Annotated in this window: 28 protein-coding genes; 12 read left to right on the top strand and 16 right to left on the bottom strand. The window is 64.6% G+C overall.

Annotation, left to right across the window (positions count from 1 at the left end):
* Positions 1-88: 88 nt before the first annotated feature.
* Positions 89-784 carry a phosphoribosylformylglycinamidine synthase I gene (purQ, locus tag ACSFC7_RS08635; RefSeq protein WP_436347304.1) on the bottom strand — a complete coding sequence of 232 codons (696 nt, stop codon included), beginning with the start codon at positions 782-784 and terminating at the stop codon, positions 89-91.
* Positions 785-1,036 carry a phosphoribosylformylglycinamidine synthase subunit PurS gene (gene purS / locus ACSFC7_RS08630; protein WP_436347303.1) on the bottom strand — a complete coding sequence of 84 codons (252 nt, stop codon included), beginning with the start codon at positions 1,034-1,036 and terminating at the stop codon, positions 785-787.
* Positions 1,037-1,304: 268 nt separating this feature from the next.
* Here purS and ACSFC7_RS08625 point away from each other — a divergent pair, with 268 nt between their 5' ends.
* Positions 1,305-1,739, top strand: a complete 435-nt coding sequence (locus ACSFC7_RS08625) for an SHOCT domain-containing protein (RefSeq protein ID WP_436347302.1) — start codon at positions 1,305-1,307, stop codon at positions 1,737-1,739.
* Between the two features lie 8 nt (positions 1,740-1,747).
* Here ACSFC7_RS08625 and ACSFC7_RS08620 read toward each other — a convergent pair whose 3' ends face one another.
* Positions 1,748-1,879 (bottom strand): hypothetical protein, encoded by a 132-nt coding sequence (locus ACSFC7_RS08620; protein WP_436348049.1) that lies wholly within the window; start codon positions 1,877-1,879, stop codon positions 1,748-1,750.
* A gap of 223 nt (positions 1,880-2,102) precedes the next feature.
* On the opposite strand from ACSFC7_RS08620, the gene ACSFC7_RS08615 reads away from it, so the two are divergent.
* Positions 2,103-3,053: a formyltetrahydrofolate deformylase gene (locus tag ACSFC7_RS08615; protein WP_436347301.1), complete on the top strand. Its 951-nt coding sequence runs from the start codon at positions 2,103-2,105 to the stop codon at positions 3,051-3,053.
* A 76-nt stretch (positions 3,054-3,129) separates the two neighbouring features.
* On the opposite strand, the gene ACSFC7_RS08610 is transcribed toward ACSFC7_RS08615, so the two are convergent.
* Entirely contained in the window at positions 3,130-3,288 is a 159-nt protein-coding gene (locus ACSFC7_RS08610; protein ID WP_436347300.1) for a DUF7576 family protein, read from the bottom strand.
* Positions 3,289-3,576: 288 nt separating this feature from the next.
* On the opposite strand from ACSFC7_RS08610, the gene ACSFC7_RS08605 reads away from it, so the two are divergent.
* On the top strand, positions 3,577-4,884 hold the full coding sequence (locus ACSFC7_RS08605; RefSeq protein ID WP_436347299.1) for an acetamidase/formamidase family protein: 1,308 nt from the start codon (positions 3,577-3,579) through the stop codon (positions 4,882-4,884).
* 440 nt (positions 4,885-5,324) lie between these two features.
* Here ACSFC7_RS08605 and ACSFC7_RS08600 read toward each other — a convergent pair whose 3' ends face one another.
* A complete protein-coding gene (locus ACSFC7_RS08600; RefSeq protein WP_436347298.1) occupies positions 5,325-5,522 on the bottom strand; it encodes a hypothetical protein in 198 nt (65 codons plus the stop codon).
* A 207-nt stretch (positions 5,523-5,729) separates the two neighbouring features.
* Positions 5,730-5,939, bottom strand: a complete 210-nt coding sequence (locus ACSFC7_RS08595; protein WP_436347297.1) for a hypothetical protein — start codon at positions 5,937-5,939, stop codon at positions 5,730-5,732.
* An 82-nt stretch (positions 5,940-6,021) separates the two neighbouring features.
* Between ACSFC7_RS08595 and ACSFC7_RS08590 the strand changes: the two genes are divergently transcribed.
* The gene (locus ACSFC7_RS08590; protein WP_436347296.1) at positions 6,022-6,642 is read left to right on the top strand and encodes a DUF456 domain-containing protein; all 621 of its coding nucleotides are present in this window, start codon (positions 6,022-6,024) and stop codon (positions 6,640-6,642) included.
* Between the two features lie 48 nt (positions 6,643-6,690).
* Here ACSFC7_RS08590 and ACSFC7_RS08585 read toward each other — a convergent pair whose 3' ends face one another.
* Positions 6,691-7,347: a metalloregulator ArsR/SmtB family transcription factor gene (locus ACSFC7_RS08585; protein ID WP_436347295.1), complete on the bottom strand. Its 657-nt coding sequence runs from the start codon at positions 7,345-7,347 to the stop codon at positions 6,691-6,693.
* A 242-nt stretch (positions 7,348-7,589) separates the two neighbouring features.
* Positions 7,590-8,489 (bottom strand): hypothetical protein, encoded by a 900-nt coding sequence (locus tag ACSFC7_RS08580; RefSeq protein WP_436347294.1) that lies wholly within the window; start codon positions 8,487-8,489, stop codon positions 7,590-7,592.
* A gap of 434 nt (positions 8,490-8,923) precedes the next feature.
* Between ACSFC7_RS08580 and ACSFC7_RS08575 the strand changes: the two genes are divergently transcribed.
* The 5 genes from ACSFC7_RS08575 to ACSFC7_RS08555 all read left to right on the top strand — a co-directional run bounded on the left by ACSFC7_RS08575 (position 8,924) and on the right by ACSFC7_RS08555 (position 13,844).
* A complete protein-coding gene (locus tag ACSFC7_RS08575) occupies positions 8,924-9,301 on the top strand; it encodes a DUF5802 family protein (protein WP_436347293.1) in 378 nt (125 codons plus the stop codon).
* 29 nt (positions 9,302-9,330) lie between these two features.
* Positions 9,331-10,284, top strand: coding sequence for a Vms1/Ankzf1 family peptidyl-tRNA hydrolase (locus tag ACSFC7_RS08570; protein WP_436347292.1), 954 nt, complete (start codon positions 9,331-9,333; stop codon positions 10,282-10,284).
* Between the two features lie 362 nt (positions 10,285-10,646).
* Entirely contained in the window at positions 10,647-11,666 is a 1,020-nt protein-coding gene (locus tag ACSFC7_RS08565) for a DUF1611 domain-containing protein (RefSeq protein ID WP_436347291.1), read from the top strand.
* 4 nt (positions 11,667-11,670) lie between these two features.
* Positions 11,671-12,711 carry a dipeptide epimerase gene (locus ACSFC7_RS08560; RefSeq protein WP_436347290.1) on the top strand — a complete coding sequence of 347 codons (1,041 nt, stop codon included), beginning with the start codon at positions 11,671-11,673 and terminating at the stop codon, positions 12,709-12,711.
* Positions 12,712-12,851: 140 nt separating this feature from the next.
* Positions 12,852-13,844 carry a twin-arginine translocation signal domain-containing protein gene (locus ACSFC7_RS08555; RefSeq protein ID WP_436347289.1) on the top strand — a complete coding sequence of 331 codons (993 nt, stop codon included), beginning with the start codon at positions 12,852-12,854 and terminating at the stop codon, positions 13,842-13,844.
* A 128-nt stretch (positions 13,845-13,972) separates the two neighbouring features.
* On the opposite strand, the gene ACSFC7_RS08550 is transcribed toward ACSFC7_RS08555, so the two are convergent.
* Positions 13,973-14,506 (bottom strand): ATP-binding protein, encoded by a 534-nt coding sequence (locus ACSFC7_RS08550; protein WP_436347929.1) that lies wholly within the window; start codon positions 14,504-14,506, stop codon positions 13,973-13,975.
* Between the two features lie 223 nt (positions 14,507-14,729).
* Here ACSFC7_RS08550 and ACSFC7_RS08545 point away from each other — a divergent pair, with 223 nt between their 5' ends.
* The gene (locus tag ACSFC7_RS08545; RefSeq protein ID WP_436347288.1) at positions 14,730-15,074 is read left to right on the top strand and encodes a cupin domain-containing protein; all 345 of its coding nucleotides are present in this window, start codon (positions 14,730-14,732) and stop codon (positions 15,072-15,074) included.
* 4 nt (positions 15,075-15,078) lie between these two features.
* Here ACSFC7_RS08545 and ACSFC7_RS08540 read toward each other — a convergent pair whose 3' ends face one another.
* The 3 genes from ACSFC7_RS08540 to ACSFC7_RS08530 form a co-directional block, all read right to left on the bottom strand.
* On the bottom strand, positions 15,079-15,363 hold the full coding sequence (locus tag ACSFC7_RS08540) for a hypothetical protein (RefSeq protein WP_436347287.1): 285 nt from the start codon (positions 15,361-15,363) through the stop codon (positions 15,079-15,081).
* A 126-nt stretch (positions 15,364-15,489) separates the two neighbouring features.
* Positions 15,490-16,533, bottom strand: coding sequence for a hypothetical protein (locus tag ACSFC7_RS08535; protein ID WP_436347286.1), 1,044 nt, complete (start codon positions 16,531-16,533; stop codon positions 15,490-15,492).
* A gap of 67 nt (positions 16,534-16,600) precedes the next feature.
* Positions 16,601-17,623 (bottom strand): hypothetical protein, encoded by a 1,023-nt coding sequence (locus ACSFC7_RS08530; RefSeq protein ID WP_436347285.1) that lies wholly within the window; start codon positions 17,621-17,623, stop codon positions 16,601-16,603.
* A gap of 159 nt (positions 17,624-17,782) precedes the next feature.
* On the opposite strand from ACSFC7_RS08530, the gene ACSFC7_RS08525 reads away from it, so the two are divergent.
* On the top strand, positions 17,783-18,835 hold the full coding sequence (locus ACSFC7_RS08525) for a hypothetical protein (protein ID WP_436347284.1): 1,053 nt from the start codon (positions 17,783-17,785) through the stop codon (positions 18,833-18,835).
* A gap of 33 nt (positions 18,836-18,868) precedes the next feature.
* Here ACSFC7_RS08525 and ACSFC7_RS08520 read toward each other — a convergent pair whose 3' ends face one another.
* Positions 18,869-19,918 (bottom strand): hypothetical protein, encoded by a 1,050-nt coding sequence (locus ACSFC7_RS08520; protein ID WP_436347283.1) that lies wholly within the window; start codon positions 19,916-19,918, stop codon positions 18,869-18,871.
* Between the two features lie 243 nt (positions 19,919-20,161).
* Between ACSFC7_RS08520 and ACSFC7_RS08515 the strand changes: the two genes are divergently transcribed.
* A complete protein-coding gene (locus ACSFC7_RS08515; protein WP_436347282.1) occupies positions 20,162-20,671 on the top strand; it encodes an FxLYD domain-containing protein in 510 nt (169 codons plus the stop codon).
* A 36-nt stretch (positions 20,672-20,707) separates the two neighbouring features.
* On the opposite strand, the gene ACSFC7_RS08510 is transcribed toward ACSFC7_RS08515, so the two are convergent.
* The 3 genes from ACSFC7_RS08510 to ACSFC7_RS08500 form a co-directional block, all read right to left on the bottom strand.
* Positions 20,708-21,052, bottom strand: a complete 345-nt coding sequence (locus tag ACSFC7_RS08510) for a hypothetical protein (protein WP_436347281.1) — start codon at positions 21,050-21,052, stop codon at positions 20,708-20,710.
* A gap of 118 nt (positions 21,053-21,170) precedes the next feature.
* Positions 21,171-21,998, bottom strand: a complete 828-nt coding sequence (locus ACSFC7_RS08505) for a PspA/IM30 family protein (protein WP_436347280.1) — start codon at positions 21,996-21,998, stop codon at positions 21,171-21,173.
* A 191-nt stretch (positions 21,999-22,189) separates the two neighbouring features.
* Entirely contained in the window at positions 22,190-22,627 is a 438-nt protein-coding gene (locus tag ACSFC7_RS08500) for an SPW repeat domain-containing protein (protein WP_436347279.1), read from the bottom strand.
* Between the last annotated feature and the right edge of the window lie 154 nt (positions 22,628-22,781).

The following is a 22,781-nucleotide window of genomic DNA, read 5'->3' as shown; positions in this document are numbered from 1 at the left end:
TACTGTTCGACTCGACTCAGAATCTGAGTCGTCCCGAACCCCGTCACGGGCGCCGCTCGGGTTCGCGAGAAAAGCACCCGATAGCGTGCTACTCTGCTCCGGAGACGGCCGTTTCGAAGCCGCGGAGGATTCCCTGTCCGTCGGTCGCCCCGACGTCGGGCAGCGTCGCCCGTTCCGGGTGGGGCATCAACACCGCGACGTGCTCGCGCTCGCCGAGGACGCCCGCGACGTTGTGTTTCGACCCGTTCGGATTCACGTTCGGGCCGGTCTCGCCGTGCTCGTCGCAGTAGCGAAAGAGGACTCGCCCCTCGTCCTCGAGTTCGCCCAGTCGGTCGTCGTCGACCTCGTAGCGGCCCTCGCCGTGGGCGATGGGAACCTCGATGACGTCACCTTCCTCGTAGGCCGCCGTCCAGGGCGTATCGTCGCGCTCGACGCGGAGGAAGACGTGCTCGCACTGGAACCGGGCGCTCTCGTTCGTCGTGAACGCCCCCTCGGTGAGCCCCGACTCGCAGCCGACCTGGGCGCCGTTACAGACGCCGAGGACGGGCGTCCCCTCGGCCGCCGCCTCGCACACCTCGGTCATGATCGGCGACCGCGCCGCCATCGCCCCCGCACGCAGGTAGTCGCCGTAGGAGAAGCCGCCCGGCAGGACGATTCCCGTCGTCTCCGCGGGGAGGCCGTCCTCGTGCCAGACGATCTCGGCGTCGATGCCGAGGTGCTCGAGCGCGCGCTCGGCGTCCCGGTCGCAGTTCGAGCCGCCGAAGCGGATGATCGAAACCGTCATCTACCGGTCGTCGACCTCCACGTCGTAGTCGTGGATGGTCGGGTTCGCCAGCAGCCGTTCTGCCATCTCGCTCGCGCGCTCGCTCGCGGCGTCGGCCGACTCGGCCTCGAGGTCGACCTCGAACCGGTCCGCCGAACGCAGGTCCTCGAGATCGAAGCCCAGGCGCTCGAGGGCCTGTTTCGTGGTTTCGGCCTCGGGGTCGAGCACGCCGTGTTTGAGTCGAACGGTCACCGTCGCGGTGTAGGCGGTCATTACGTGATACCCCGTAACCGTGCTCAAAAACGCTTTCGGGTTGGCGCTGTAGTACACGTTCGTGAATACCCGATCGAGCGGAGACGCCCATCGTTCGATCCGCCCCGGTCCGTGGCACCCACTCAGGCCGGAACGGGGTGCCGACGCTCCTCGGTTCGATTGGCATACCACACCGGCACTGCGGTAACCGGTATCGAGAGTCGGTGCTATCGACGATGGCGGTGTCTCCACGACTGGTATTATTGTGTTGGCTCACGAACACGACACCATGACCGAAACCCGGCCACTCGTTCGGGGGGTGACGCCGTCAGTAGCCGTCGTCATCGTCGCAGTGCTCGCGACGTTCGTCGCGCTCACGGCGATCAACTCGTCGGTCGCGATCATTCTGGCCATCTTCGGCCTCATCTTCGGCGGCGACCTGCTCAGAGAACTCACCAAAGCGCTCGATGCCGGAGGCAGCGAATCGACGGTGAACGACCAACCGGCAGTGAACGGCGACGCCGAAGACGCCCTCGAGCGATTGCGCGTCTGCTACGCCGACGGCGAGTTATCCGACGCGGAGTTCGAGCACCGACTCGCGATGCTCCTCGAGACGGAGACGGTCGCCGACGTCGAACGCTATCTCGACGAGGACGCCGCGCAACCGACCGCGCGAGGAACCGAGATCGAAATCGACCGCGAACTCGAGCGGTCGTCCGGGTGAGCCACTTCTCAGAACAGGAAGTGGCCGCTCCACGCGATGATGAGCGCGAAACCGATCGCGGCGGCGGCCTGTCGGGCGAGCATCGCCGCGACGAATCGGAGGAGACCTCGCGCGCCACTGTGATCGCGGTGACGAGACACGGCAGCAGGACGCCGACGATCGGAAAAGCGTCACTCGGTGCTAGCAATAGCTGGAGGCGTTTTAATAGTATCTATGACGTAGTTACTAATCTTGAATAAATTTCTCTGTCAACATACTACCGTTCCGTTCTCAGGAACATCCACGGAAAGCAGGACTTTTGACTACAGGTAGACTCAAACTCGTACTGATGACTCTCTATTCGCCCGAGCGGAGGTGGCTGCGATGACGACCGATATCACCGAGATCACCGTGATCGGGGACGACGACACCGGGCTCATCGCCCGGGTAACGAGCCTCCTGTTCGAGCGCGGAATCAACATCGAGGATCTCGATCAGGCCGTCCGAGACGGCGTTTTCCGGATGTATCTCGCCGTCGATACCTCCGAGATGGTCTGTACCGAACAGACGCTCCGAGATGACCTCCAGAAGCTCGGTGACGACCTCGGACTCGACGTGCAGGTCCGGTTCCCCGCCGACCGCGAGAACCAGCAGATCGCCGTCCTCGTCACGAAAGAGAGCCACTGTCTCGAGGCGATGTTCGAGGCGTGGGCCAACGACGAACTCGGCGCGGACATCGGCGTCGTCATCGGGAACCACGACGACCTCCAGCCGCTGGCCGAACACTACGACGTCCCGTTCCACGACATCGGCGACGAGGGCGGCCAGCAGAACGAGGACCGCCTCCTCGAACTCCTCGCCGAGTACGACGTCGATCTGATCGTCCTCGCACGGTACATGCGCATCCTCAGCCCCAACGTGGTCTTCCGCTACGAGGACCGCATCATCAACGTCCACCCGTCCCTGCTGCCCGCCTTCCCCGGCGCGGAGGCCTACCGACAGGCCATCGAGGAAGGCGTCCGCGTGGCCGGCGTCACCGCCCACTACGTGACGACCGACCTCGACCAGGGACCGATCATCACCCAGCGCGCGTTCGACGTCCCCGACGACGCCGAGTTAGGCGACATGAAACACCGGGGTCAGCCCCTCGAGGCGGACGCCCTGCTCGAGGCCGTCAAACTCCACCTGAACGGCGACGTCTCGGTCCACCGCGGTCGGACGTCGGTCCGGGAGAACGGGGACGAGTACCAACTCGGCCTGCCGGAAGAGCTCGACGAGTTCACGCCGGACCGGCCGGTCGACGGGATCGGTAGCGTCGTCGCGAACAACCAGTAACCGGCCTCTTCCACTGTCTTCGACGGGGAAGTTTCCACACCCGATCTATCCACAGTCGTTTCTCGTCGCAGCCGAACTACGACTCCCAGTTCTCGAGGCAGTCGTCGCTACAGAAGTGCCGGTACACCGTCTCGCCGTCCTCGAGCGTCGTGACGACGCGTTGCTCGGAAGACGATGCCACGGGGTCGCCACACGCTCGACACTCGGGTGAGTCCTCGTCCGTCGAATCAGCCATTAGGTGTTCGAAGGGACAAGAGCCACTTGAACGAACCTGTTGCGGCGGAATCGGCCACGGCCGATAACCCGCCCCGTCGGGAGCGTCTGCCGGAGCACTAGCGGCTTCGACCGACGGCTTCGCGCAGCCGATCCGGTGCGCTTCGGATCGACCGTCACGTCCTCGAACAGCGACTGGAGGTCCCTGTCGAGCCGTCACCGTCAGTTCCGGTTCTCGACCTCTCACGTCGTTGACCGCGGTTCCGGGAGCAGTACGCTTATCGCCGGTTCCACCGTATCTTGGTATGTTATGGCACAGCGAGAAGTCCAACAGGAGTTGTACGTCGACCAGTACACGCTCGGACTCGTGGGTCCCGATCAGGAGTGGGCGGGAACCGTCGCGGACGGCGGGACGATCCGGACGTACACGCCGCCGGGCTGTTGGGGACCGATGGTCACCCCCGAGTTCCGCGGGGGCCACGAGGTCACCCGGCCGATTCGCGTCGAGGGAGCGTCCGTCGGCGACGCGGTCGCGCTCCGCATTCGGGACGTCGAGGTGACGAGCACGGCGACGAGTACCGGGTCGATGGCCGAACGCGAGGACGCCTTCGGCGACGATCCGTTCGTCGACCACCGCTGCCCGGAGTGCGGCACCGAGTGGCCCGAGACCATCATCGAGGGAACGGGCGAGGAGTCGATCAAGTGCGCCGAGTGCGGCGCGAACGCCTCCTCGTTCGGCTTCGAATACGGCTACACCGTCGCCTTCGACGACGATCGAGCTGTGGGTATCACGCTCGACGAGGACGGCGCGCACGAACTCGCGGTGAACGCCGACGAGGTGATGGACATCCCCGAGAACTCCCGCCAGCATCCCATCCTGCTGTACGAACCCGGTGAGATGCCCGGCACGCTGGGTCGCTTGCGCCCGTTCATCGGCAACGTCGGCACCACGCCGCCGGTCACGATGCCCGACTCGCACAACGCGGGCGACTTCGGCCAGTTCCTCATCGGGGCCGAACACGACTACGGCGTCGAGACGGAGGACGACCTCGAGGACCGAACCGACGGCCACATGGACATCCCGCAGGTCCGGGCCGGTGCGACGCTCATCTGTCCCGTCAAGGTCGACGGGGCCGGCGTCTACGTCGGCGACCTCCACGCAAACCAGGGCGACGGCGAACTCTCCCTGCACACCACCGACGTCAGTGGCACCGTCACGATGGACGTCGAGGTCATCGAAGGCCTCGATCTCGACGGCCCCCTCCTCCTGCCACCCGAGGAGGACCTCCCGTTCATCAGCAAACCCTACAGCGAGGACGAACGCGAGGCCGGCCGCGAACTCGGCGCGGAACACGGCGTCGACGTCGACGACGATATGGGACCGATTCAGGTCGTCGGCTCCGGCGCGACGGTCAACGACGCCACGCAGAACGCCTTCGACCGCGCGACGAAACTGCTGGACATGAGCGAAGGCGAGGTCCGCTCGCGGTGTACGTTCACCGGCGGCGTCCAGATCGGGCGGCTCCCCGGCGTCGTCCAACTCGACCTGCTCGCACCGATGGACGTGCTCGAGGATCGCGGTATCGACCACCTCGTGCGCGAGCAGTACGGGCTGTAAACACAGAACTGTAGACGGCCCGTATCCCACCGCAGTGGCGCGCGCTGACTCGAAGTGAGTCAACGACGAACTCCGGCCCGAAATTGCGTGAGGGATGAACGAGTGACCGATGGGAACGAGCGTTAGCGCGGAACCAGCGGTTCCGCGAACCATCCAACTAGTGCGAGACCGCAGGTCTCGCAGACCATGCGAGTAGTTCGGGACCGAAGGTCCCGCATACCATGCGAACGGCGGCTTTGCCGCCGTGAGCAAACGGACCGACGGTCCGTGAGCAGCAATCGGCTGGGAGGACGTAGAAATCATCGCCGCCAGTGCGAGCAGCGCGCTCGGCTGTGTCACAGAGTCAGAATCCGGCCGACGGGTTCGCAAACCGACACGGCGAACGATCGAGCCAGTTCAGCGTCGACGCAGAACACCGACATCGCATCGGCCACCGCCCGCTAGCCGAACAACCCGATCAGGACCAGTCCCAGCCCAGTCAGGAGGAGGACGCCCGCGATCATCGCGGTCAGCAACTGCAGCGAGGACTCGGCGTCCTCGGGTACGTCGAGTCGCGGATAGAGGTGTCGAGAACCGACTAACACGCCGATTCCCAGGGCGAGTGCGCTGACACCGAACGCGAGCAGTTCGGCGTTCATCGCTTATTGATACCGGCTCCGAGGTGAAAAAACGGTCACCTCGTGTCGGCTATCGAGAATCGCCGCCCGGTCGCCAGCAGACGGCGGGATCGACGGTCGCCACGAGCGACGGCGTCGACTCCCGACGAGCGACGGCATCGACTCCCGTTTGGCCGCGAGTGGCACTCTCCACGGACTGGTATCCGTGAGGGCGCCTCGAGAACTCGGTCAGCCGACGTAGATCCCGGCAGCCGCGTACAGAAACACCCCGCCGATCGCGAGCCCGCAGATCGCGATGCCGGCCCCGAGCAGCCGCAGCAGGTCCGTCATCAGCTCCGGATACTCCGGCTGGGGCTCGAGGTTCGCGACGAGGACGTAACACAACAGCCCAGCGCCGGCTGCGAACAGGCCGAACGTCGCCGGCGCGAGCCACTCCATGACTCTGGTGGGGGAGCCGGGGTCGTATATCCTGCGGCCGGACGGGGAAAAACCCATGCAGTTCGGCGCGCAACGAACAGGTATGAGCGACCGCGCGGACGAGGTGACCGAGAGCCGCGACACCGAGGACCTCCTGGCGGAGACGGAGGAACTGCTCTCAGGATCGGGGGATGGAGTCGATACCGGCGAGTCACGGGCCCCGGACGAGGCCGAGCCGCGGCGATCGGTCGACGCGGACTCGCGGACGTCATCCGCGCCGCTCGATTCCCCCGCCGAATCCGACACGAAATCGGGTTCGTCGCGGCTCTCCAGGCTCAGATCGAGGCTCTCGAGTCCCGTCTCGGGACTGTCTCTCGAGAACTACTTCTCGCCGCGAGCGTTCTTCGCGTTCGTCCTGCTGGTCGGCGCTGGCCTGCTCGCGGGCGGGATGACGATCCCGTTCGGTGGTGGCCGGGTCGTCGGTATGTTCGGCGTCGCCTTCGCCATCGGACTGTTCACGTCCAGACGGCGGTACCTCGAGATGGCCGCCGCCGGAACGATGGTCGGGGCGGCGTCCTCGCTGACCAGCTATGCCATGATCGCGGTCGCCGGCTCCTATCAGGCGGTCGTCGCCGTCGGCGTCGCCGCCGGACTGGTCGGCTGTCTCGTCGGCTACTACTTCGGCCGCGACCTGCGTGACGGGCTGGTTCGAGACATCGAGTGAGTTCTCGCCTCGAAACAGTGGCCGCACCTGACGGTGATCGTCGCAGATTCAGTTCGTCGTCAGTTCCCACCCGCGTTCGCTCCGCCGAACGATCCCTTCGTCCGCCATCGACTCGAGCAGTTCGGCGACGAGGTCGCGCGGCGCGTCGACGTCGGAGCTGAGTTCGCCGACCGACTTCGGCTCCGAGCGGATACTCGCCAGTAAGTCGGCGTAGATCCGACTTTCGGGACCGGTACCGACCGTCTCCGAAATCCCGTCGAGCACGTCACAGAGACGCCCTTGCACCCATCGCTGGGCCAGCGAGAGCTCGTTCTCGAGCTGCTCGAGATCCTCCAGCGCGTGGAGGAGGTCGTCGAGGTCACCGGTCTCGTCCCAGGAGACGTCCAGCGTGAGGTGCCGGCAGGTCGTGATGTCGAAACTGCTGTTCGCGGGATAGGCGCTCTTGCTCGCGAAGCCGTAGGGCGAGACGTTCACCTCGAGGCGGACGTGACGAGCGATATGAAAGTACTTCCGGCGTTGGTCGTCGACCCGGCTCTCGATCAGCCCGGCGTCCTCGAGTTTTCGCAGGTGTTCGATGACCGCCTTGGGACTCACGCCGAGATACTCCGATATTTCGGTGACATAACAGGGTTTGCGGGCGAGCAACCGGAGGATACGTCTCCGGTTTTCGTTTCCCAGCAAATCCAGCAACGCGGCGGAGTCCATCGTGGGTGGGTTAGGGGTCGGCGCTGAAAAGCGTGTCTGCTCGGTCCGAACGCGGCCGTGCGGGTTTGCATCGGCGACGGTCCGTACTGGAGCCCCTCGACAACGGTCCAACTGTGGAGTACCGGATGCAGTCATCCAGTCGCGACACCCCCTCGATTGTGCCCGCTGAGATCCGCCCGCTCCCGTTTTACGGGCGTTGCTCTCGAAGCGGCGAGAAGGACGTTCGGAGGGTTGTCCGCGCCTCAGGTACTACTCGAGTCGTCTTCCGAATCGTCCGTCTGATTGCCGGCGTTGGCGTGGTCCGGCGGGTTAGCGTTTCCCCGCTCGGCCCCATCATCATCGGTTTGATTGCCGGACCCAGCCTGACCCGGCGGGCTATCGTTTCCCTGTCCGCGATCACCGTCGTCCGTCTGGTTGCCGGGATCGGCCTGCCCCGGCGGGTTAGCGTTTCCCTGCCCGGAATTTCCGTTGTCCGTCTGATTGCCGGACCCAGCCTGGCCCGGCGGGTTAGCGTTTCCCTGTCCGCGATCACCGTCGTCCGTCTGATTGCTGGGACCGGCGTGGTCCGGTGGTCCGCCACCGGGCGTGCCATCAGGGCCACCGAGCCCGCGTGCGATCTCGGCCACTTCCGGACCGGATAGCGATGCGGCGTTCTCTCGGAGGTCGTCGAGTCGTTCGTCGTCGACGTCGGTTTCGTTGGCTCGCTGTTCGGTCCGGTCGATCGAGCGCTCGAGCGACTGGATCTCGACGGTAAGCCGGGTCATCCGCGCACGGTACTCACCCGGGTGGAGGTCGTCGTCTGCTTTCGATTCGCGAAGTTCGTCGCGCTCCGCTTCGAGGGTCTCGAGTCGGTCCTCGAGTTCGTCCGTTCGCTCGAGAACGAGATCGGCTCGACTCTCGTTGTCGGCGGCGTTGTATCTCGAATCGTGCATTCCGGACTCGACCGACCGCTCGGTATCGGTCGCAGTGGACTGCATGAACGTCGAGACATCCATGGTCGACTCTATTTCGTCGCTCGACTCGCCCTCGTCGTTGGAATCGCCGGTAAGCGTCCCTACGACGGCACCGCTCGCGATAGGGGCGACTGTGAGTCCAACGATGGCGACCAGCACGAGGAACGCGACCGACCGACTGGTACTCATTACTCTTCCTCTGGTCTCGAACATACTAAAAAGACTGACCTTCGTTCGTACCGTTCAATTGGATTCGCGACTAGTCGAGTTCCGTTTTGACTGTTCACAACGGATAGCGACCTCTTCCCTGCCGTCCAACTGGCCCTTGAACTCGGGTTTCGTTGCGCTCGGCGGGAGCGATGGCATTGTTCATCCACGGTCACCGACCGTTCACGAGCGATCGGTCCGATTCACGCCGTCGAATCGCGCTCTCACTCCGCGACTATCGTTCACACGATGTGTCTAATCGTTCGTGAACTGGTCGAACGGGAAACGGACCGTCTCCTCGTCGAGGAAACGATCGATTTGGGCTCCGCCATCCGGTGACCGTCTACGCTGATTGCCCTTCGACTTAAGGCTGTCCGAAAATAGTTATGTCTCGTCGGAGTGTGGTATCATATAGCATGTTCGAGCGCTTCTCCCGGAGCTACTATCTCGGACGACTCTACGTGACCCCGGTCGACGGGGACCACGCCCTCATGCACAGCGAACAACACGAACGGATCAACGAGGCGGTCTACGCCACCGGCGACGGCCTCGAGCGCCTCGATACGCCGCTCGTGATGAAACTCGAGAGCCAGCACTTTCCGGTTCACGGCGACGAGAACGTCCCGACGAACACGCTCGCCCTGCCCGAATCGATGCTCGAGGGCTGTGACGTTCGGAACCCGCCGTCGCTTCGGGAGGTGTTGCTCGCCCGACGCGAGCACGCTGAGCAGTTGCTCTCGTGGATCGGCGACTGGCCCGACCCCGACGACGACCTGCGAAACGCCGGAACCTAGAAGTATTCTCGCTTCGGCCCTTCGAATGGATGTTCGACGAGTTGCTCGGCCGCGCCTCGCTCAAAGAGCGCATCGACGAACTCGAGGAGGAAAACGAGCGGTTGCAAAACCGGTACGAGGCCGAATCCGAGCGGCGGGCCGACGCGGCCACGGCCAGACAGGACGCCGAGGAGGAGCTGAACCGACTCGAGGACCGTATCGCGCAACTCGAGGGCGAACTCGAGCAGGTCGACGAGGACGACCGCGGGCTCGCGGTTCGTCGTCACGAACGGCTGCGCGGGAGTCGGCTCGCGGACGTGGTCGACCGACTGACGTCGTTTCGGACCGGGGCCGAAGGTGCCCTCACAGCCGTTCTCGAGGCTGACGACGCCGTCGACGACCTGCAGGACGAGTTCGACCTCGACTTACAGGACGTGCTGGGCGACCGCACCGGGCTCGTCGACGACGCCACCCCCTGCGTGCTGTGCGTCGACGACGCCGGCCTCGTCGCCGTCACGCTCGAGCCGCCGGTGGATCTCGCCGACGAGACGCTCGGCGGCGACCGCGATTCGCGCGCGACGTGGGCCGATCGGTTCGCCCTCGAGGAGGAGTGGCTCCTGCCGACCGGCCGGTACGCGCTCGCGCTCGCCCGGACCGACCTGTTCGCGCTCGGGATCTACGAGGACGACGAGCGCGTCGACTATCGCGGCTTCGAGAGCGACGTCAAGGGAAGCCACTCGAAGGGCGGCTTCTCCCAGGCTCGATTCGAGCGCATTCGCGACGACCAGATCGACGATCACCTCGAGCGCTGTACGGAGGCCCTCGCCGACTACGACGTCGAGCGCCTGTTCGTCGTCGGCCAGCGCGGCGTCGTCGACACGCTCGTCGAGGAAGCGACCCTCGACGTCGCGGGAACCGCCGCCGTCGACGCGACCGGCGATCCGAAACCGGCGCTCGAGGACGCCCACCGATCGTTCTGGACGACCGATCTGCGGGTGCTTTGACTCCTCTGACTCCGGCTTCGATCGGCGTTGACAGCCGTTGCAGCCCCAGACGCCGGTGAACTGAACCCCAGCCGTTTTGATCGGCGCGACCGTACGATCGAGCGGACAGTATGTCCGACTTCGTCTCCGTGTCGTGCGAACGGTGTGGCGAACAGTTCACGGCCCATCCCGGCGCGAACGCGGCGGAGCGTGGGTTCTGTTCCCCCGCCTGTGCCCTCGAGTGAGTCGACTCGAGGCGTCGACTCGAGGCCGTCGAAGCCGGGCTGTAGCCGGTAACCGTGCCTCGATTTTTGACCGTCGTGATCGAACCGGTCGGACGGCCGGATATCCACCGTTAAGTAGGGCCTCGTTCATGTTCTGGTATGCGCGTCGCAATTCTCGCCCACGAGAAGTTTCCCGACCGTGCGAAAACCGCTCTCGGTGTACTGCGATATACCGACGACGACGTCGTCGCCGTTCTCGACCGCGATTCCGCGGGACAGCGGGTGAACGACTTCGTTCCCGACGTTCAGGACGCCCCGATCCGCGAGGGGATGGCCGATCTGGCGGCCGACGACGTCGATACCCTCTTGATCGGTATCGCGCCCATCGGCGGCGGCTTCGACGAGAGCTGGCGCGAGGACGTTCGAACCGCACTCGAGTACGGCTGCGACGTCGTCTCGGGGTTGCACTACTTCCTCGCCGAGGACGAGGAGATCGCGGCGCTCGCCGCCGAGAACGACTGTGAGATCCGGGACGTGCGGAAGCCGCCCGAGGATCTGACGGTCAGTCAGGGAGTCGCCGGCGAGGTCGACGCCGAGATCATTCTCACCGTCGGCACCGACTGCTCGGTCGGCAAGATGACCGTCTCGATGGAACTCGCCCGCGACGCTCGCGAGGCCGGCCACGACGCCGCCGTGATCCCGACCGGCCAGACGGGGATCATGATCGAAGGTTGGGGGAACCCGATCGACCGCGTCGTCAGCGACTTCACCGCCGGAGCCGTCGAGGAGATGATCCTCGAGAAGGGCGACGAGCACGACTACCTCTTCGTCGAGGGTCAGGGGAGTATCGTTCACCCGGCGTACTCGGCGGTTACCTGCGGCATTCTCCACGGGTCGATGGCCGACAAACTCGTGCTCTGTCACGACGCCGGGAGGAAGGAAATCCACGGTTACGAGTCGTTCTCCCTTCCCGATCTCTCGACGTACGTCGATCTCTACGAGGGGCTCGCCGCCCCGGTCGCGGACAGCGAGGTCGTCGCCGGCGCGTTGAACACCTCGAGCCTCGACGACGATGACGCTGCACGCGAGGCCGTCGACGCGTACGCGAGCGCGCTCGACGTGCCCGCGTCGGACGCCATCCGCTTCGGAACCGACGACCTGCTCGCGGAGTTGTTGTGATCCGATGACACTCGAGACCGCCTTCGAACGACATGCGCTGCCGCTCGAGTACCCGTTCGGGATCGCTCGCGGGACGACGACCGAGACCGAGGCGGTGACGGTCACTATCGAGGACGAGGACGGCACCGTCGGCGTCGGCAGTGCCGGACCGTCCCCCCACTACGGCGAGACCGTCGACACGGTGACGGCCGTCCTGCCCGATCTGCTCGCCGTAGTCGAGGAGTGCGGCGACGTCCACCAACTCGAGCGGATCGAACGCCGGATGCGCGAGACCGTCCGGCGGAACCCGTCCGCGCGCTGTGCCGTCAGCATCGCGCTCCACGATCTGGCCACGAAACGACTCGGAGTCCCCCTCTACCGGTACTGGGGACTCGATCCGGCACGGACGCTCGAGACCTCCTACACGATCGGCCTCGACGACACGGAGACGATGCGCGAGAAGACGGAGACGGCCCTCGAGCGCGGCCACACCACGCTGAAGGTGAAGTTGGGAACGGACCGCGACCTCGAGATCGTCGAGACGATTCGGTCGGTCGCCCCCGACGTCTCCCTCTTCGTCGACGCGAACGAGGCCTGGAGGCCCCGCGAGGCCGTCTCGAAGATCGAGCGACTGGCCGACTACGACCTCGCGTTCGTCGAACAGCCAGTTCCCGCCGAGGATCCCGAGGGACTGCGGTTCGTCTACGAGCGCTCGCCGCTGCCGATCGCCGCCGACGAGTCCTGCATCACGCTCGAGGATATTCCGCGGATCGCCGACCGCTGCGACATCGCGAACCTGAAGCTCATGAAGTGCGGCGGGCTTCGGGAGGCGAAGCGGATGATCCACACCGCTCGCGCACACGGCCTCGAGGTCATGTGCGGCTGTATGACCGAGTCCAACGCCTCGATCGCGGCGGCCTGCCACCTCGCGCCGCTGCTCGACTACGCCGACCTCGACGGCTCGCTGTTGCTCGCCGACGATCCGTATGACGGCGTTCCGATGCCCGACGGCCGGATCGATCTGGCCGGTCTCGAGCGGCCGGGAACCGGTGCCGTACTGCGGTAATGAAACCGGGTGCGTCCCTCGAGCAGTCTCGGTGCGCTCCCCGAATAATCCGAGTGCGCCCCTCGAGCAGTCTCTCGGAGTGAGTGTCGCCCGCATCGGCAACAGGCCTTTATGCCGTTCCTCGGTGTGGAAATGCGGGCATGTACGACGATGACGGCAGTCGAAACGTATCCCGTCGGACACTTTTGCGAGCGTCCGCGGGTGTCGGCGCGGTTTCGGTGCTCGGTGCAGGACAGGCAAGTGCGAGCGACCCTGGTGGGGCGCAGTCCTGGTTCGACGACCGCTGTCCCGACGCGACCCTCGAGCCCAGCATGGGCCACTGCGAGGGGTCGAATATGGACGGCTGTGACGACGACCATCCGGAGACGGTCGCGTTGCAGACGGCGGTTCGGGACGCACTGGCGGAACGGTATCCCGACGTCAGCGCACTGGTCGACGCCGGATTCAAACCCTACTTCGATACGCTCAACCGGGACGACGACAGCTGGTCGCACTGGATTAACCCCGATTTCATCGCCGACGACGACATTTTGAATCCCGAACGGCCGGAGTCGGTGCTGGTCGACAACGACTCCTGGCGATCGATCGGCGTGATGTTCATCGCGACTCGAGACGGCGAACCGGTCGATCCGCCGGCGGTGTACGAAGACGGCGATGCAGACGGGGACGCGACGGACGACGTGATCGACGGGGACGCGGACGGCGACGACGATCACGATGCGCACGGCGGAGGCCGCGATGAAGACGACGACCACGATGGCCACGGCGATCACGAGGGGGCGCCCGGTCGCTGCTTCCCCTGGCACTACCACGCCGGCCTCCCCGGTCGGTTCGGGTGGTGGTACTACCGGCAGGCTTACGAGCAGGACTTCGCCAACCGGGGACTCGGGGGTCTCGAGTTACCCTGCCGAACACCCTGCATGATGCACGTCTGGACCATCGACCATCCCGACAGCGTCTACGCCCACGGCGCGCCGCCGCCGGAGTACCGCGACCAGGAACCGGCAGAAAATTCCGACCTCGAGACCGACGCCGAACCCGGGACCGACGAACTGAACTGGGACGCGCTTCCGGACGACCTCGTGCCCAAACAGCGGCCCGACGATCTTGCAGCGCTGGTTCCGGGGCTGTAACGGTCAGTACCGAGCAGTTTCGCTACGCGTTCGTCGATCGTGGAAGACTGATTTCGTCTCACACGCGGCGCTTTGTCGCCGTCTCGCGCCTCACGGGTACTCGAGGGCTGTCGCCGACGAGTCACTATTCACTCGCAGGTGAGCCAGTCCCACGCCTCGAGCGCGCTCGTAATCCGATCGACGGCCGTCTCGACGCCACACTCGTCGGTATCGATCTCGAGGGCTGCCGCGGGATCGTCGAACTCCCGGTAGACCACGTGGACGCCCTGTTCGTCGATCGGATCCGTGCGCGTTCGATTTCGCTCGAGGCAGGTCTCGAGGCTCGCGGTGACGTGGACGAACCGGACGGCCTCACGGGTCTCGAGGGTTCGAAACTGGGTCTGCCACTCCCGCTGATAGAAGGTTCCATCGACGATGGTGATCGCATCCTCGGAGTCCTCATCGGCTCGTTCGTACAGCTGCTCGTAGGTGCGACTCGGGAAGTCGTCGGAATGGTGGAGACGGACGGGACGGTCGCGAGCCTCGAGTCGCCGGCTGAGTCGATTCGCGACGGTCGTCTTCCCCGCACCTGGCGGCCCACAGACGACGAGGATCACGCGATGATCACGGGCGGTGGTTAGGTCCGTGGGCCTAACAGTCGTCGGATTCGCTCCAACCCTGATCGAACCACGTAGCGGTGGAGCGCGTCGGGCCTATCGCGAATCGCAGCAGCAACTGCGACACGCTCCCCTCACCGTCGTCCGTTACAGACTCGAGCGTTCCTTCCCCACGGGCGCGACCTGACGGAGCGACGCGGAGATGCCACGAGCATCCCTCGCCTTTCGGATGGATCGTTCGATTTCCGCTTCCCCCACCGATTTACCCGTTCCAGCCGATCGGCCACACATGGGCTACGACACTGCATCGAAGACCGATCCGGAGTCAGTCATCGACGAGGAGTGGGGCGGCATGTGGTTTCTCAAGGAGAGCCTCGAGTCCGATCACGTCGGCTTCTCGATCCTCGAACTCGAACCCGACGGCAAGGGGATGGAACACGACGAGAGCGACAGCGGTCAGGAGGAGATCTACTACGTGGTCAGCGGGACCGCCGAGGTCGAACTGACGGACCGAGACGAGACGGTGACCCTCGAGGAAGACGACCTGATCCGCATCGATCCCGAGGAAACCCGCCAGATCTTCAACCGAAGCGACGAACGCGTGAAACTCGTGCTCGTCGGCGCGCCGCTTTGATAGCCTATATTACGTCGTCGGGGTCGTGAACGTCGGCCATCCGCTGCGCCTCGGTGGCGTACTGTTTCTGCAGCTCGGTATCGTCGACGCTGCCGAGATTACCGGGCTCGGCGTCGATAGCCGCGGTCGTCTCTCGAGCGTCCGTAAACGACGTCAGCGCCCGCTCCTTGCGGAAGTACCGGTCCCCGTCGGTGGTCGCGTAGGTGAGGATGATCAGGTTCTGTTCGTCGTCGGAGTACGTTCGTTCGACGAGCCAGACGCGAACGGTGTCGGAGGCAGTGCTGGCCATGTTCCGTATTGGACGTCGAGACCGAAGTACCTCGGGGCGGCGTCGGCCACGCCGATTCTCAGCAATCTCCCGTCACTTCGACCCCCAGTCGATCTCCCGTCACTCCGACCCCCAGTCGATCTCCCGTCACTCCGACCCCCAGTCGATCTCCTCGCCGCGACTCGAGTCCCGGAGGATGAACGGCCCGATCGCGAGCGTTCGTTTAGCTATCGTCGCGATCCGCAGGATGAAGGCGATCAGCAGGAGGAACGGCGTGACGGCGACGGTCGACGTGACGACGACGATCCAGACGACGGTATCGATGCCGAGAACGGTTCCCGTCACGGCGTCCACGTCGAAGAAGAGCAGCATCGACATCGCCACGACGAGCGCGGGCACGGCGACGTACATCATCGCCCGCGAGAGGTTGATCAGCTCCCACTGGAAGTACAGCGTCTTGAAGTGCTCCCGGGCGAGGCCGAACAGTTTCAGCGACTCGAGCAGTTCATCGTAGGCCGCCTCGGCCTCCTCGTCGAAGGAGTCGACGTGCGAGTTCTTGATCCGGCGAGCCCGGAAGATCTTCCAGGAGTAGTTGTAGTCCAGCGCGGCCTTGACGACGTCGTAGGTGCCGAACTGGGCGTCCTCGAGGTCGTCCCGGATCGAGTCGGCGTGGGTCGTCAGGTTGTCGACGAAGTCGTCCACGCGTTCGATCAGTTCGTCGTCGTGGCTGTCGGAGACGGCCTCGCGGAAGTCCGTCGCGCGCTCCTCGGAGGCGGCGATGATCGCCTGGACGAACGACGCCGGCTCCGGCGGGCTGATCGGGGCGTCGATCGAACTCTCGATGTCCTCGCGGAACTCGAGGGCGCCGTCGAGCCGTCCTCGCTGGTCTTCGACGGCGCCGAGTTCCTGGGAGAGCACCAGCGAGTTGATCGTTACGACCAGCGTGACGCCGGTGATCAGCGCGGTCACGAGCGCCTGAAAGAGCGTGTGGACGGGCGCCTTCTCGCCCATCAGCGCCAGCAGCGAGACGGGACTGAGTTCGCTGACGACGAGCAGACCGACGAAGACGAAGGCCATGAGTCCGGCCGTGACGAGCCACCGGTTCGCGTTCAGCAGTAGCTGGTGTTTCCAGGTCGGATCCGCACTCCGTTCGGCCATCGTGTCGCTCGGCTGTGAGCCGTCGCCGCTCATCGCTCGCGGGGATACCACGAAGGCTCGGAAATAGGTATGGCAGGCGGCGAGTTCGTCGAGTGGGGGATCAGCCCAGGTCTTCGTCCCGCTCGGACTCCCGGAGGATGAACGGGCCCATCGCCAGCGTCCGTTTGGCGACGGTCGCGATTCGCAGGATGTAGACGATGAAGACGACGAACGGCGCGATTCCGACGACGAAGCCCGCGCTAGTCACCCAGACGAGGTTGTCGATACCCAGGAACGTTCCGGGGAGCGCGCTGCCGTCGACGTACATCATCAACAGCGCCATCACCGCGAGCGCGGGCACCGCGATGTAGAGCAGCGCCCGCGAGAGGTTGATCAGTTCCCACTGGAAGTACAGCGTCTTGAAGTGTTCGCGAGCCGGCCCGAAGAACTTGAGGACCCGAATCATCTCGCCGATCTCCTCGTGGGCCTCCTCCGAGAGTTCGTCGTCGTGGTCGGCGCGGATCTTGCGGGCGTCGTAGATCTTCCGGGAGTAGTTGAAGTTCAGCGCGTTCCAGATCACGTCGAAGGTGCCGAACTGGGCGTCCTTGAGGTCGTCCATGACGACTCGCGCGTTTTCGACGGCGTCGTCGACGTAGTCGGTGACCTTCTCCTGCACCTCGTCGCTGTGGCCCTCGATTGCCGATTCGAGGTCGGTCGCCTCCTCCTCGACGCCGTCGAGGAGTTCGTAGAGGAACGCCGCTGGTTCGGGCGGCGTGATGTCCTCCTCGAGCGTGTTCTCGAGATCCTGACGGAAGTCCATCGCGTCCTGCATCCGATCTCGCTGCTCGCCGACGGCGCCGAGTTCCTGGGAGAGCACCAGTTGGTTGATCGTGACGACGATCGACGTGCCCGTGATGATCGCGCCGATGAACGACGAAAAGATCCAGAACGTCCCGTTGTGTTGCTCGACGATCGCACGCAGGGGGGTCAATCCGAGCAGGCTGCACCCGACCAGCACTGCGAACACGACCACCAGTATGGCCGCCGTGAAGAGCCAGCGGTTCAACTGGAGCAACACCCACAGCCGCGGACCGCCGACGTCGGCCCGCTGACCCAACACGTCGCTCGAGTCCGAATCACTCATCCTGTGGGAAACGCAACGGTGGCGTCGGATAAAAGACTCATCCGGGAGTGAGCAACCTCGACCGGTGCGACGGACGTCGAGTCCCGCGTCGTAGCGGGAGTTTACGAGGTGCAAGCGACGAAAACACTTGTAGGAGCGGCCATAGTATCACCGGGACACATGAGCGAGTCCGGTCGGAGCGAGAGCGACGAGACGGCGGACACGATGGTCGACCGCGTGTACGGCGGCCGTCCGATGCTGTGGTTTCTGGTCGAAGGCAACCGGATACTGGTTGCCGGCGCGATGCTCGCCGTCGCCTACGCCGTCCTCGTCGGCCTCGGGGAGTACGGCCCCGGCTCCATCACGAAACTGTTCGAACCCGATCCCGTCTTCGCGCTGTTCACCCCGATCATCATCGGGATCATCATGGGCGTCAGCCTCGTGTTGACCTTCAATCAGCTCGTGCTCGCCGAGGAACTCGGTCCCGTCGGCGACCAGCGCAAGCGCATGGCGGATGCCATGGACTTCCGCCGAGATGTCGAGGACGCCGTGGGTCGCAACACCAGCCCACCGGAACCGTCCATCTTCCTCCGCGGGCTCGTCGAGGCGACCGGTGAACGGGCACGGGACATCCTCGAGGTCCTCGAGTCCGAACCCGATATCGACGCCGCCGCTCGCGAGGACATCCGCGAGTACGCCGAGGGAATCGACGCCGACGCCGAGCGGGTCTCCGAAGACCTCGAGGGCGAGCAGTTCGGCCGATTCGAGGTCGTCAAGTCCGCCCTCAAGTACAACTACTCCTGGAAGATCTACACCGGCCGTCGCGTGCGGAGTCGCCATGAAACGGCGCTTCCGGACGCCGTTCTCGAAGAACTCGAGGAGTTGCTCGCCATCCTCGAGTTCTTCGGACCCGCACGCGAGCACTTCAAGACGCTGTACTTCCGGTGGGAGATCATCAACATCTCGCGGGCGCTGGTGTACATCGCACTGCCAGCGCTGGCGGTCGCGGCCTACATGATTCTGGTCTTCGAGACGGGTGACGTAGCCGGGACGATTGCAGGGATCGACCGCGGGTTGCTGTTCGTCGGCCTCGGATTCGTCGTCGGCGTGATGCCGTTCGCCATCTTCCTGTCGTACATCCTCCGGATCGTCACCGTCGCGAAGTGGACGCTCGCGATCGGTCCGTTCATCCTCCGAGAGACCGACCGCGGAAGCGACGTCGAGTGGGAGTGAGGCGTCGCTTCCACCCTGAGCTGGGGGAGGGTACTACTGATCTTCGCCGTAGACCACGTCGAACGGCCCCTGTTCGGGGTCCTTCTGGGGAATCATCGGCCCGACGGACGAGGTCCGACGCGTGACGGTCGCGGTCCGAAGAATGTAGGAGACGAGGAGCGCCAGTGGCGACAGCCCGACGACGATCAGGACGATCGCGAGGTAGGGGAGCACGACGACGTTGACGCTCGGTCCGGTGACGTCGGCGTACAAGAGGCCCAGGACGATCGCCGAGAGGATCGACGGGACCCCGCAGTAGATCGTCAGCTGAGAGAACCGGGTGAGTTCCCGCTGCAGGTAGGTCGTCTTGAAGTGCTCCCGGGCCACGTTGAACAGTTTCAGGGAGCCGATCAGCTCCTCGAGTCGCTCCGACGCGTCCGACGACAGCGAGTCGGCGTACTCACCGTGGAGGTGGGTCGCGACGTACAGCTGCCAGGCCTCGTCGTAGTTGATCGCCGCCGACACGGCCGTGAACGTCCCGAAACTCGTCTCCTCGAGCGTGTCGTCGATCCGGTCGGCGCGCTCCTGAACGCTGTTCGTGAACTTGGTGACGATCTCGCGAGTCTCGTCGTCGTGATCATCGACGGCATCGGCGAACGCTATGGCGTCGTGACGAATCGATTCGATAACCAGCTCGAGTACTCTCGTGGGCGCGGCCGGGCTCGCGGGGATGCCCGCCTCTTCGGCCACGTCCTGACGAAACTCCACGACGCCGTCGAGGCGGTCGCGGGCTTTTCCCGCCGACGTGAACTCCTGAGAGAGGATGAGTTGGTTGACCGAGACGACCAGCGTGACCAGCGAGAACGTCCCGGCGATCATGCCGCTGGCGACACGGGTTACGGAGTTCGGGTTGGCGAATCCGAGGAGATCCAGTTCGTACGACGCGACCAGCAGGACGGAGATGACGAGTAAGAGGACGGCCGCGACGGCGATTCGGCTCCCTTGGATCATGACCCACTCGCGAAACCCCGTCAGTACTCCCCCCTGCGTTCCGACGTCGGCCCCGTAGGACTCGAGCGTCTCGTCAGTCTCGGAGGAACTCATAGCCACACGTTCCATGGACCCGGCAATAAGGGCCTGCGTTGCACATTGCCAGCACCGGCGTGGAACCATCTCGGTGTCGCTGCGGAGTCCGAAACCATCCTCGAACAGTGCGAAAGGTAGACACACTTCCGTACGGGAGTACCCGAGAATTGCCTCTTCAGGGCTTACACTGAAATGCGTCCGGGGTGTCGTCCGACACATGCTCGGTGACGGAACCAACTCGCGGACGCAGGCTCGACGACGATGACCCGACGGGAGTCGACGAGTAGACGGCGAGTGCTCGCGTCGGTCGGTGCGGGTATCGCGGCTGCAGCCGCCGGCTGTATCGGTAGCGGCGGTATCGACGGAGAGCCGTCCTACGAAGACGGCAACGTCGGCGAGGTAAACACCAGTAACGCCTCCGAGCGGTCGGCGGAGGAGATGTCCGCCGCCGAATCACTCGCCGAACAGGAACCCTCCCAGTCGGTGACGCCGCTCGACGTCCTCTCGCTGGTCGATCACGAGTTCGTCGTCGAGGACGGCTATCTCGGTTCGACCGTGCAGGGGACCGTCGAAAACACCGGTGACGATCGGCTCCAGATCGTCGAAGTTCGGACGCGGATCTACAACGACGCCGGCAACGTGATCGGGCAGTATCTCGCCAGCAACGGGGATCTCGACCCCGACTCGGCCTGGGAGTTTCAGGTCGTCGTCCTCGAGGCCCCGGCGGACGTCGCCGATTACGACATCACCGTGCTGGGAACTCCTGCTTGAGCCGTTCGTACGGCACGCGTGTCTCGTTTCGAAGGCTCAGTCCGTCTCCTCGAGAAGCGCATCGTCGACACCCTCGCGGACTTCGTCCGGAGCGAGCGCGAGCGTGTACGCGGGTCGCCCCTTCCCCGTCGGCGACGTCCGATCGATCTCGACCTCCTCGACGAACCCCTCGTCCTCGAGTTTGTACAGCGAACGCATGACGTCCGCCTCGGTGATCGTGCCGACGACTTCCGTGTCGACGTGCTCGAGTCGGGTGTCACAGACGCGACGAAGTTCGTGCGTCTGGACGGGCGTTTCATCGTCTCGATGCAGTTCGGTGACCCCGAGGAGGACGGCCTGATTGGTCAATGACAGCGTATCAAATGACCGTTCCGTTCCCATACAGTCCTTTTCGCGCCGACCGTGGTAGTCGTTGCTCTTGCATACACGCTGCGCGAATCGTCACTAACACGAGAGCCGAATCGCTCGTACCGTTCGAACCGCTCCCCGCCGGCCGTGATCAGGTGTTTTCTTCGTCCTGTAGTTCCGCGAGTTCGGCCTCGACCTCGCTGTCGACCTCGCTCTCGACGTCTTCCAGTTCGTCCTCGTCGACGTCGCTGTCGACGTCGGCCGGTGTATCGGTCTCCTCCGTCTCGCCCATCTCGGATTTGAGCGTCTCGAGTTCGGCGTCGACCCCGCTACCGGTCTCCAGCGACTCGAGTTCGCGGTCGATGTTGTCCTTGTCCGAGAGGACGTCGTCGAACGCGCCGGACTCGTGGAGTTCGTCGAGTGCGGCGGCGCGCGCCTCCATGTCCTCGGTCTTCTCTTCGGCCCGCTCGATGGCGCGGCCGACATCCTCGAACTCCTCGCCAGTGGCCGTCATCGCTTCCGATACGGTGGAACTCGCCTTGGCGGCCTCGTGGCGAGCTTTCATCGTCTCCTTCTTCGTGCGGAACTCCTCGATGCGGTTCTGGAGTTCGTCCTTCTGATCGATCAGACTGTCCTGCTGGCTCTGCAGCTGGGAGATCTGGCGTTCCAGATCCTCGATCTGGTTCATTTTCGTCTTCTTCTTCTCCAGGGCGCGACGCGCCAGATCTTCGCGACCCTGCTGGACGGCCGTCCGGGCCTGATCGTTGTGTTTCTCCACGTTGTCCTCGAGACGCCGTTTCTGCATCTCGAGGCGCTTTTTCTGCGTGGTGAGGTCCGCGATGCCCCGTTTGACCTGCTGGAGCTGATCGCGCATCTGCTCGTAGGAGTAATCGAGCGTCTGCGTCGGATCCTCGGCTCGGTTGAGCACCGAGTTGATCTTCGACCGGATGACGTAGGAGGTCCGAGAGAGGATGCCCATACTCCTACGTATCGCTCGTTGCCCTTAAAAACATCACATCAACGACAGACAATGACGACTGCGATCACGTCGTCGCGATAGCGCGAATGAGGCGGTGACTCGGATTCGCTCCGCAACGAGGTGGCGTACCGGAGACGACCGGTAACCGCGCTCGTCGCCTTCGACGCGTCGGTGGAACAAAGCGGCTGGCGTTACGCTCGAGTACGGGCCCGGTCGGGCGCGTCGGCCTTGTTGTTGGCGTAGGCGTTGTAGGCCGCGAGGCCGGCGACGATCGCACCGGAAACGGCGGTCCCAGTCGCGAGTTCGGTGCTCCCCATCTCGATGACGAACGGCGAGACGAGCGCCCACAGCCCGAGCAGGACGGCCAGCGAGGCGACGCCGACGCTCGCCAGCCGATCCTTCGTCATGCGGTAGAAGTTGTACCCGCCGAGCAGGAAGATTCCCGTGCCGACGAGCGTGTCGTTCCATATCGCCGCCTCGGTGGCTTCGAAGATGAACGGCGACGCGACGATGTAGAGTCCGATGAGCCCGATGAGGGCGCTCAGCCACTGCATCGTATCCGTGTTGAGCTGATCTCGATTGGTCTCGGCGTTGTGATCCGTCCGGGTGTCCGTTGGTGAGCTACTCATGATTACCTCAACCGCGGTAGTCAGCTTTCGGAAAAGACGGCAGTGCTTGCGCGTGTCGGGGCGGCTGCGTGCCGAGTCCGCTCCGGTTAGTGTTCGGTACGTCCTCTTCGGACGATTTCTGCCGGCGAACCCGTACTCCGCGCGACCGGTAACG

Origin of the sequence: Natronorubrum halobium (assembly GCF_051351675.1) — an archaeon.
GTDB lineage: Archaea > Halobacteriota > Halobacteria > Halobacteriales > Natrialbaceae > Natronorubrum.
Note: the sequence above shows the minus strand (reverse complement) of the source record. Positions and strands in the feature narration are given on the sequence as shown.

Excerpts from the sequence above, each read along its gene's own strand:
- purQ (WP_436347304.1), bottom strand. The coding sequence starts at position 784 with ATGACGGTTTCGATCATCCGCTTCGGCGGCTCGAACTGCGACCGGGAC.
- purS (WP_436347303.1), bottom strand. The coding sequence starts at position 1,036 with ATGACCGCCTACACCGCGACGGTGACCGTTCGACTCAAACACGGCGTG.
- ACSFC7_RS08625 (WP_436347302.1), top strand. The coding sequence starts at position 1,305 with ATGACCGAAACCCGGCCACTCGTTCGGGGGGTGACGCCGTCAGTAGCC.
- ACSFC7_RS08615 (WP_436347301.1), top strand. The coding sequence starts at position 2,103 with ATGACGACCGATATCACCGAGATCACCGTGATCGGGGACGACGACACC.
- ACSFC7_RS08610 (WP_436347300.1), bottom strand. The coding sequence starts at position 3,288 with ATGGCTGATTCGACGGACGAGGACTCACCCGAGTGTCGAGCGTGTGGC.
- ACSFC7_RS08605 (WP_436347299.1), top strand. The coding sequence starts at position 3,577 with ATGGCACAGCGAGAAGTCCAACAGGAGTTGTACGTCGACCAGTACACG.
- ACSFC7_RS08600 (WP_436347298.1), bottom strand. The coding sequence starts at position 5,522 with ATGAACGCCGAACTGCTCGCGTTCGGTGTCAGCGCACTCGCCCTGGGA.
- ACSFC7_RS08595 (WP_436347297.1), bottom strand. The coding sequence starts at position 5,939 with ATGGAGTGGCTCGCGCCGGCGACGTTCGGCCTGTTCGCAGCCGGCGCT.
- ACSFC7_RS08590 (WP_436347296.1), top strand. The coding sequence starts at position 6,022 with ATGAGCGACCGCGCGGACGAGGTGACCGAGAGCCGCGACACCGAGGAC.
- ACSFC7_RS08585 (WP_436347295.1), bottom strand. The coding sequence starts at position 7,347 with ATGGACTCCGCCGCGTTGCTGGATTTGCTGGGAAACGAAAACCGGAGA.
- ACSFC7_RS08580 (WP_436347294.1), bottom strand. The coding sequence starts at position 8,489 with ATGAGTACCAGTCGGTCGGTCGCGTTCCTCGTGCTGGTCGCCATCGTT.
- ACSFC7_RS08575 (WP_436347293.1), top strand. The coding sequence starts at position 8,924 with ATGTTCGAGCGCTTCTCCCGGAGCTACTATCTCGGACGACTCTACGTG.
- ACSFC7_RS08570 (WP_436347292.1), top strand. The coding sequence starts at position 9,331 with ATGTTCGACGAGTTGCTCGGCCGCGCCTCGCTCAAAGAGCGCATCGAC.
- ACSFC7_RS08565 (WP_436347291.1), top strand. The coding sequence starts at position 10,647 with ATGCGCGTCGCAATTCTCGCCCACGAGAAGTTTCCCGACCGTGCGAAA.
- ACSFC7_RS08560 (WP_436347290.1), top strand. The coding sequence starts at position 11,671 with ATGACACTCGAGACCGCCTTCGAACGACATGCGCTGCCGCTCGAGTAC.
- ACSFC7_RS08555 (WP_436347289.1), top strand. The coding sequence starts at position 12,852 with ATGTACGACGATGACGGCAGTCGAAACGTATCCCGTCGGACACTTTTG.
- ACSFC7_RS08545 (WP_436347288.1), top strand. The coding sequence starts at position 14,730 with ATGGGCTACGACACTGCATCGAAGACCGATCCGGAGTCAGTCATCGAC.
- ACSFC7_RS08540 (WP_436347287.1), bottom strand. The coding sequence starts at position 15,363 with ATGGCCAGCACTGCCTCCGACACCGTTCGCGTCTGGCTCGTCGAACGA.
- ACSFC7_RS08535 (WP_436347286.1), bottom strand. The coding sequence starts at position 16,533 with ATGAGCGGCGACGGCTCACAGCCGAGCGACACGATGGCCGAACGGAGT.
- ACSFC7_RS08530 (WP_436347285.1), bottom strand. The coding sequence starts at position 17,623 with ATGAGTGATTCGGACTCGAGCGACGTGTTGGGTCAGCGGGCCGACGTC.
- ACSFC7_RS08525 (WP_436347284.1), top strand. The coding sequence starts at position 17,783 with ATGAGCGAGTCCGGTCGGAGCGAGAGCGACGAGACGGCGGACACGATG.
- ACSFC7_RS08520 (WP_436347283.1), bottom strand. The coding sequence starts at position 19,918 with ATGAGTTCCTCCGAGACTGACGAGACGCTCGAGTCCTACGGGGCCGAC.
- ACSFC7_RS08515 (WP_436347282.1), top strand. The coding sequence starts at position 20,162 with ATGACCCGACGGGAGTCGACGAGTAGACGGCGAGTGCTCGCGTCGGTC.
- ACSFC7_RS08510 (WP_436347281.1), bottom strand. The coding sequence starts at position 21,052 with ATGGGAACGGAACGGTCATTTGATACGCTGTCATTGACCAATCAGGCC.
- ACSFC7_RS08505 (WP_436347280.1), bottom strand. The coding sequence starts at position 21,998 with ATGGGCATCCTCTCTCGGACCTCCTACGTCATCCGGTCGAAGATCAAC.
- ACSFC7_RS08500 (WP_436347279.1), bottom strand. The coding sequence starts at position 22,627 with ATGAGTAGCTCACCAACGGACACCCGGACGGATCACAACGCCGAGACC.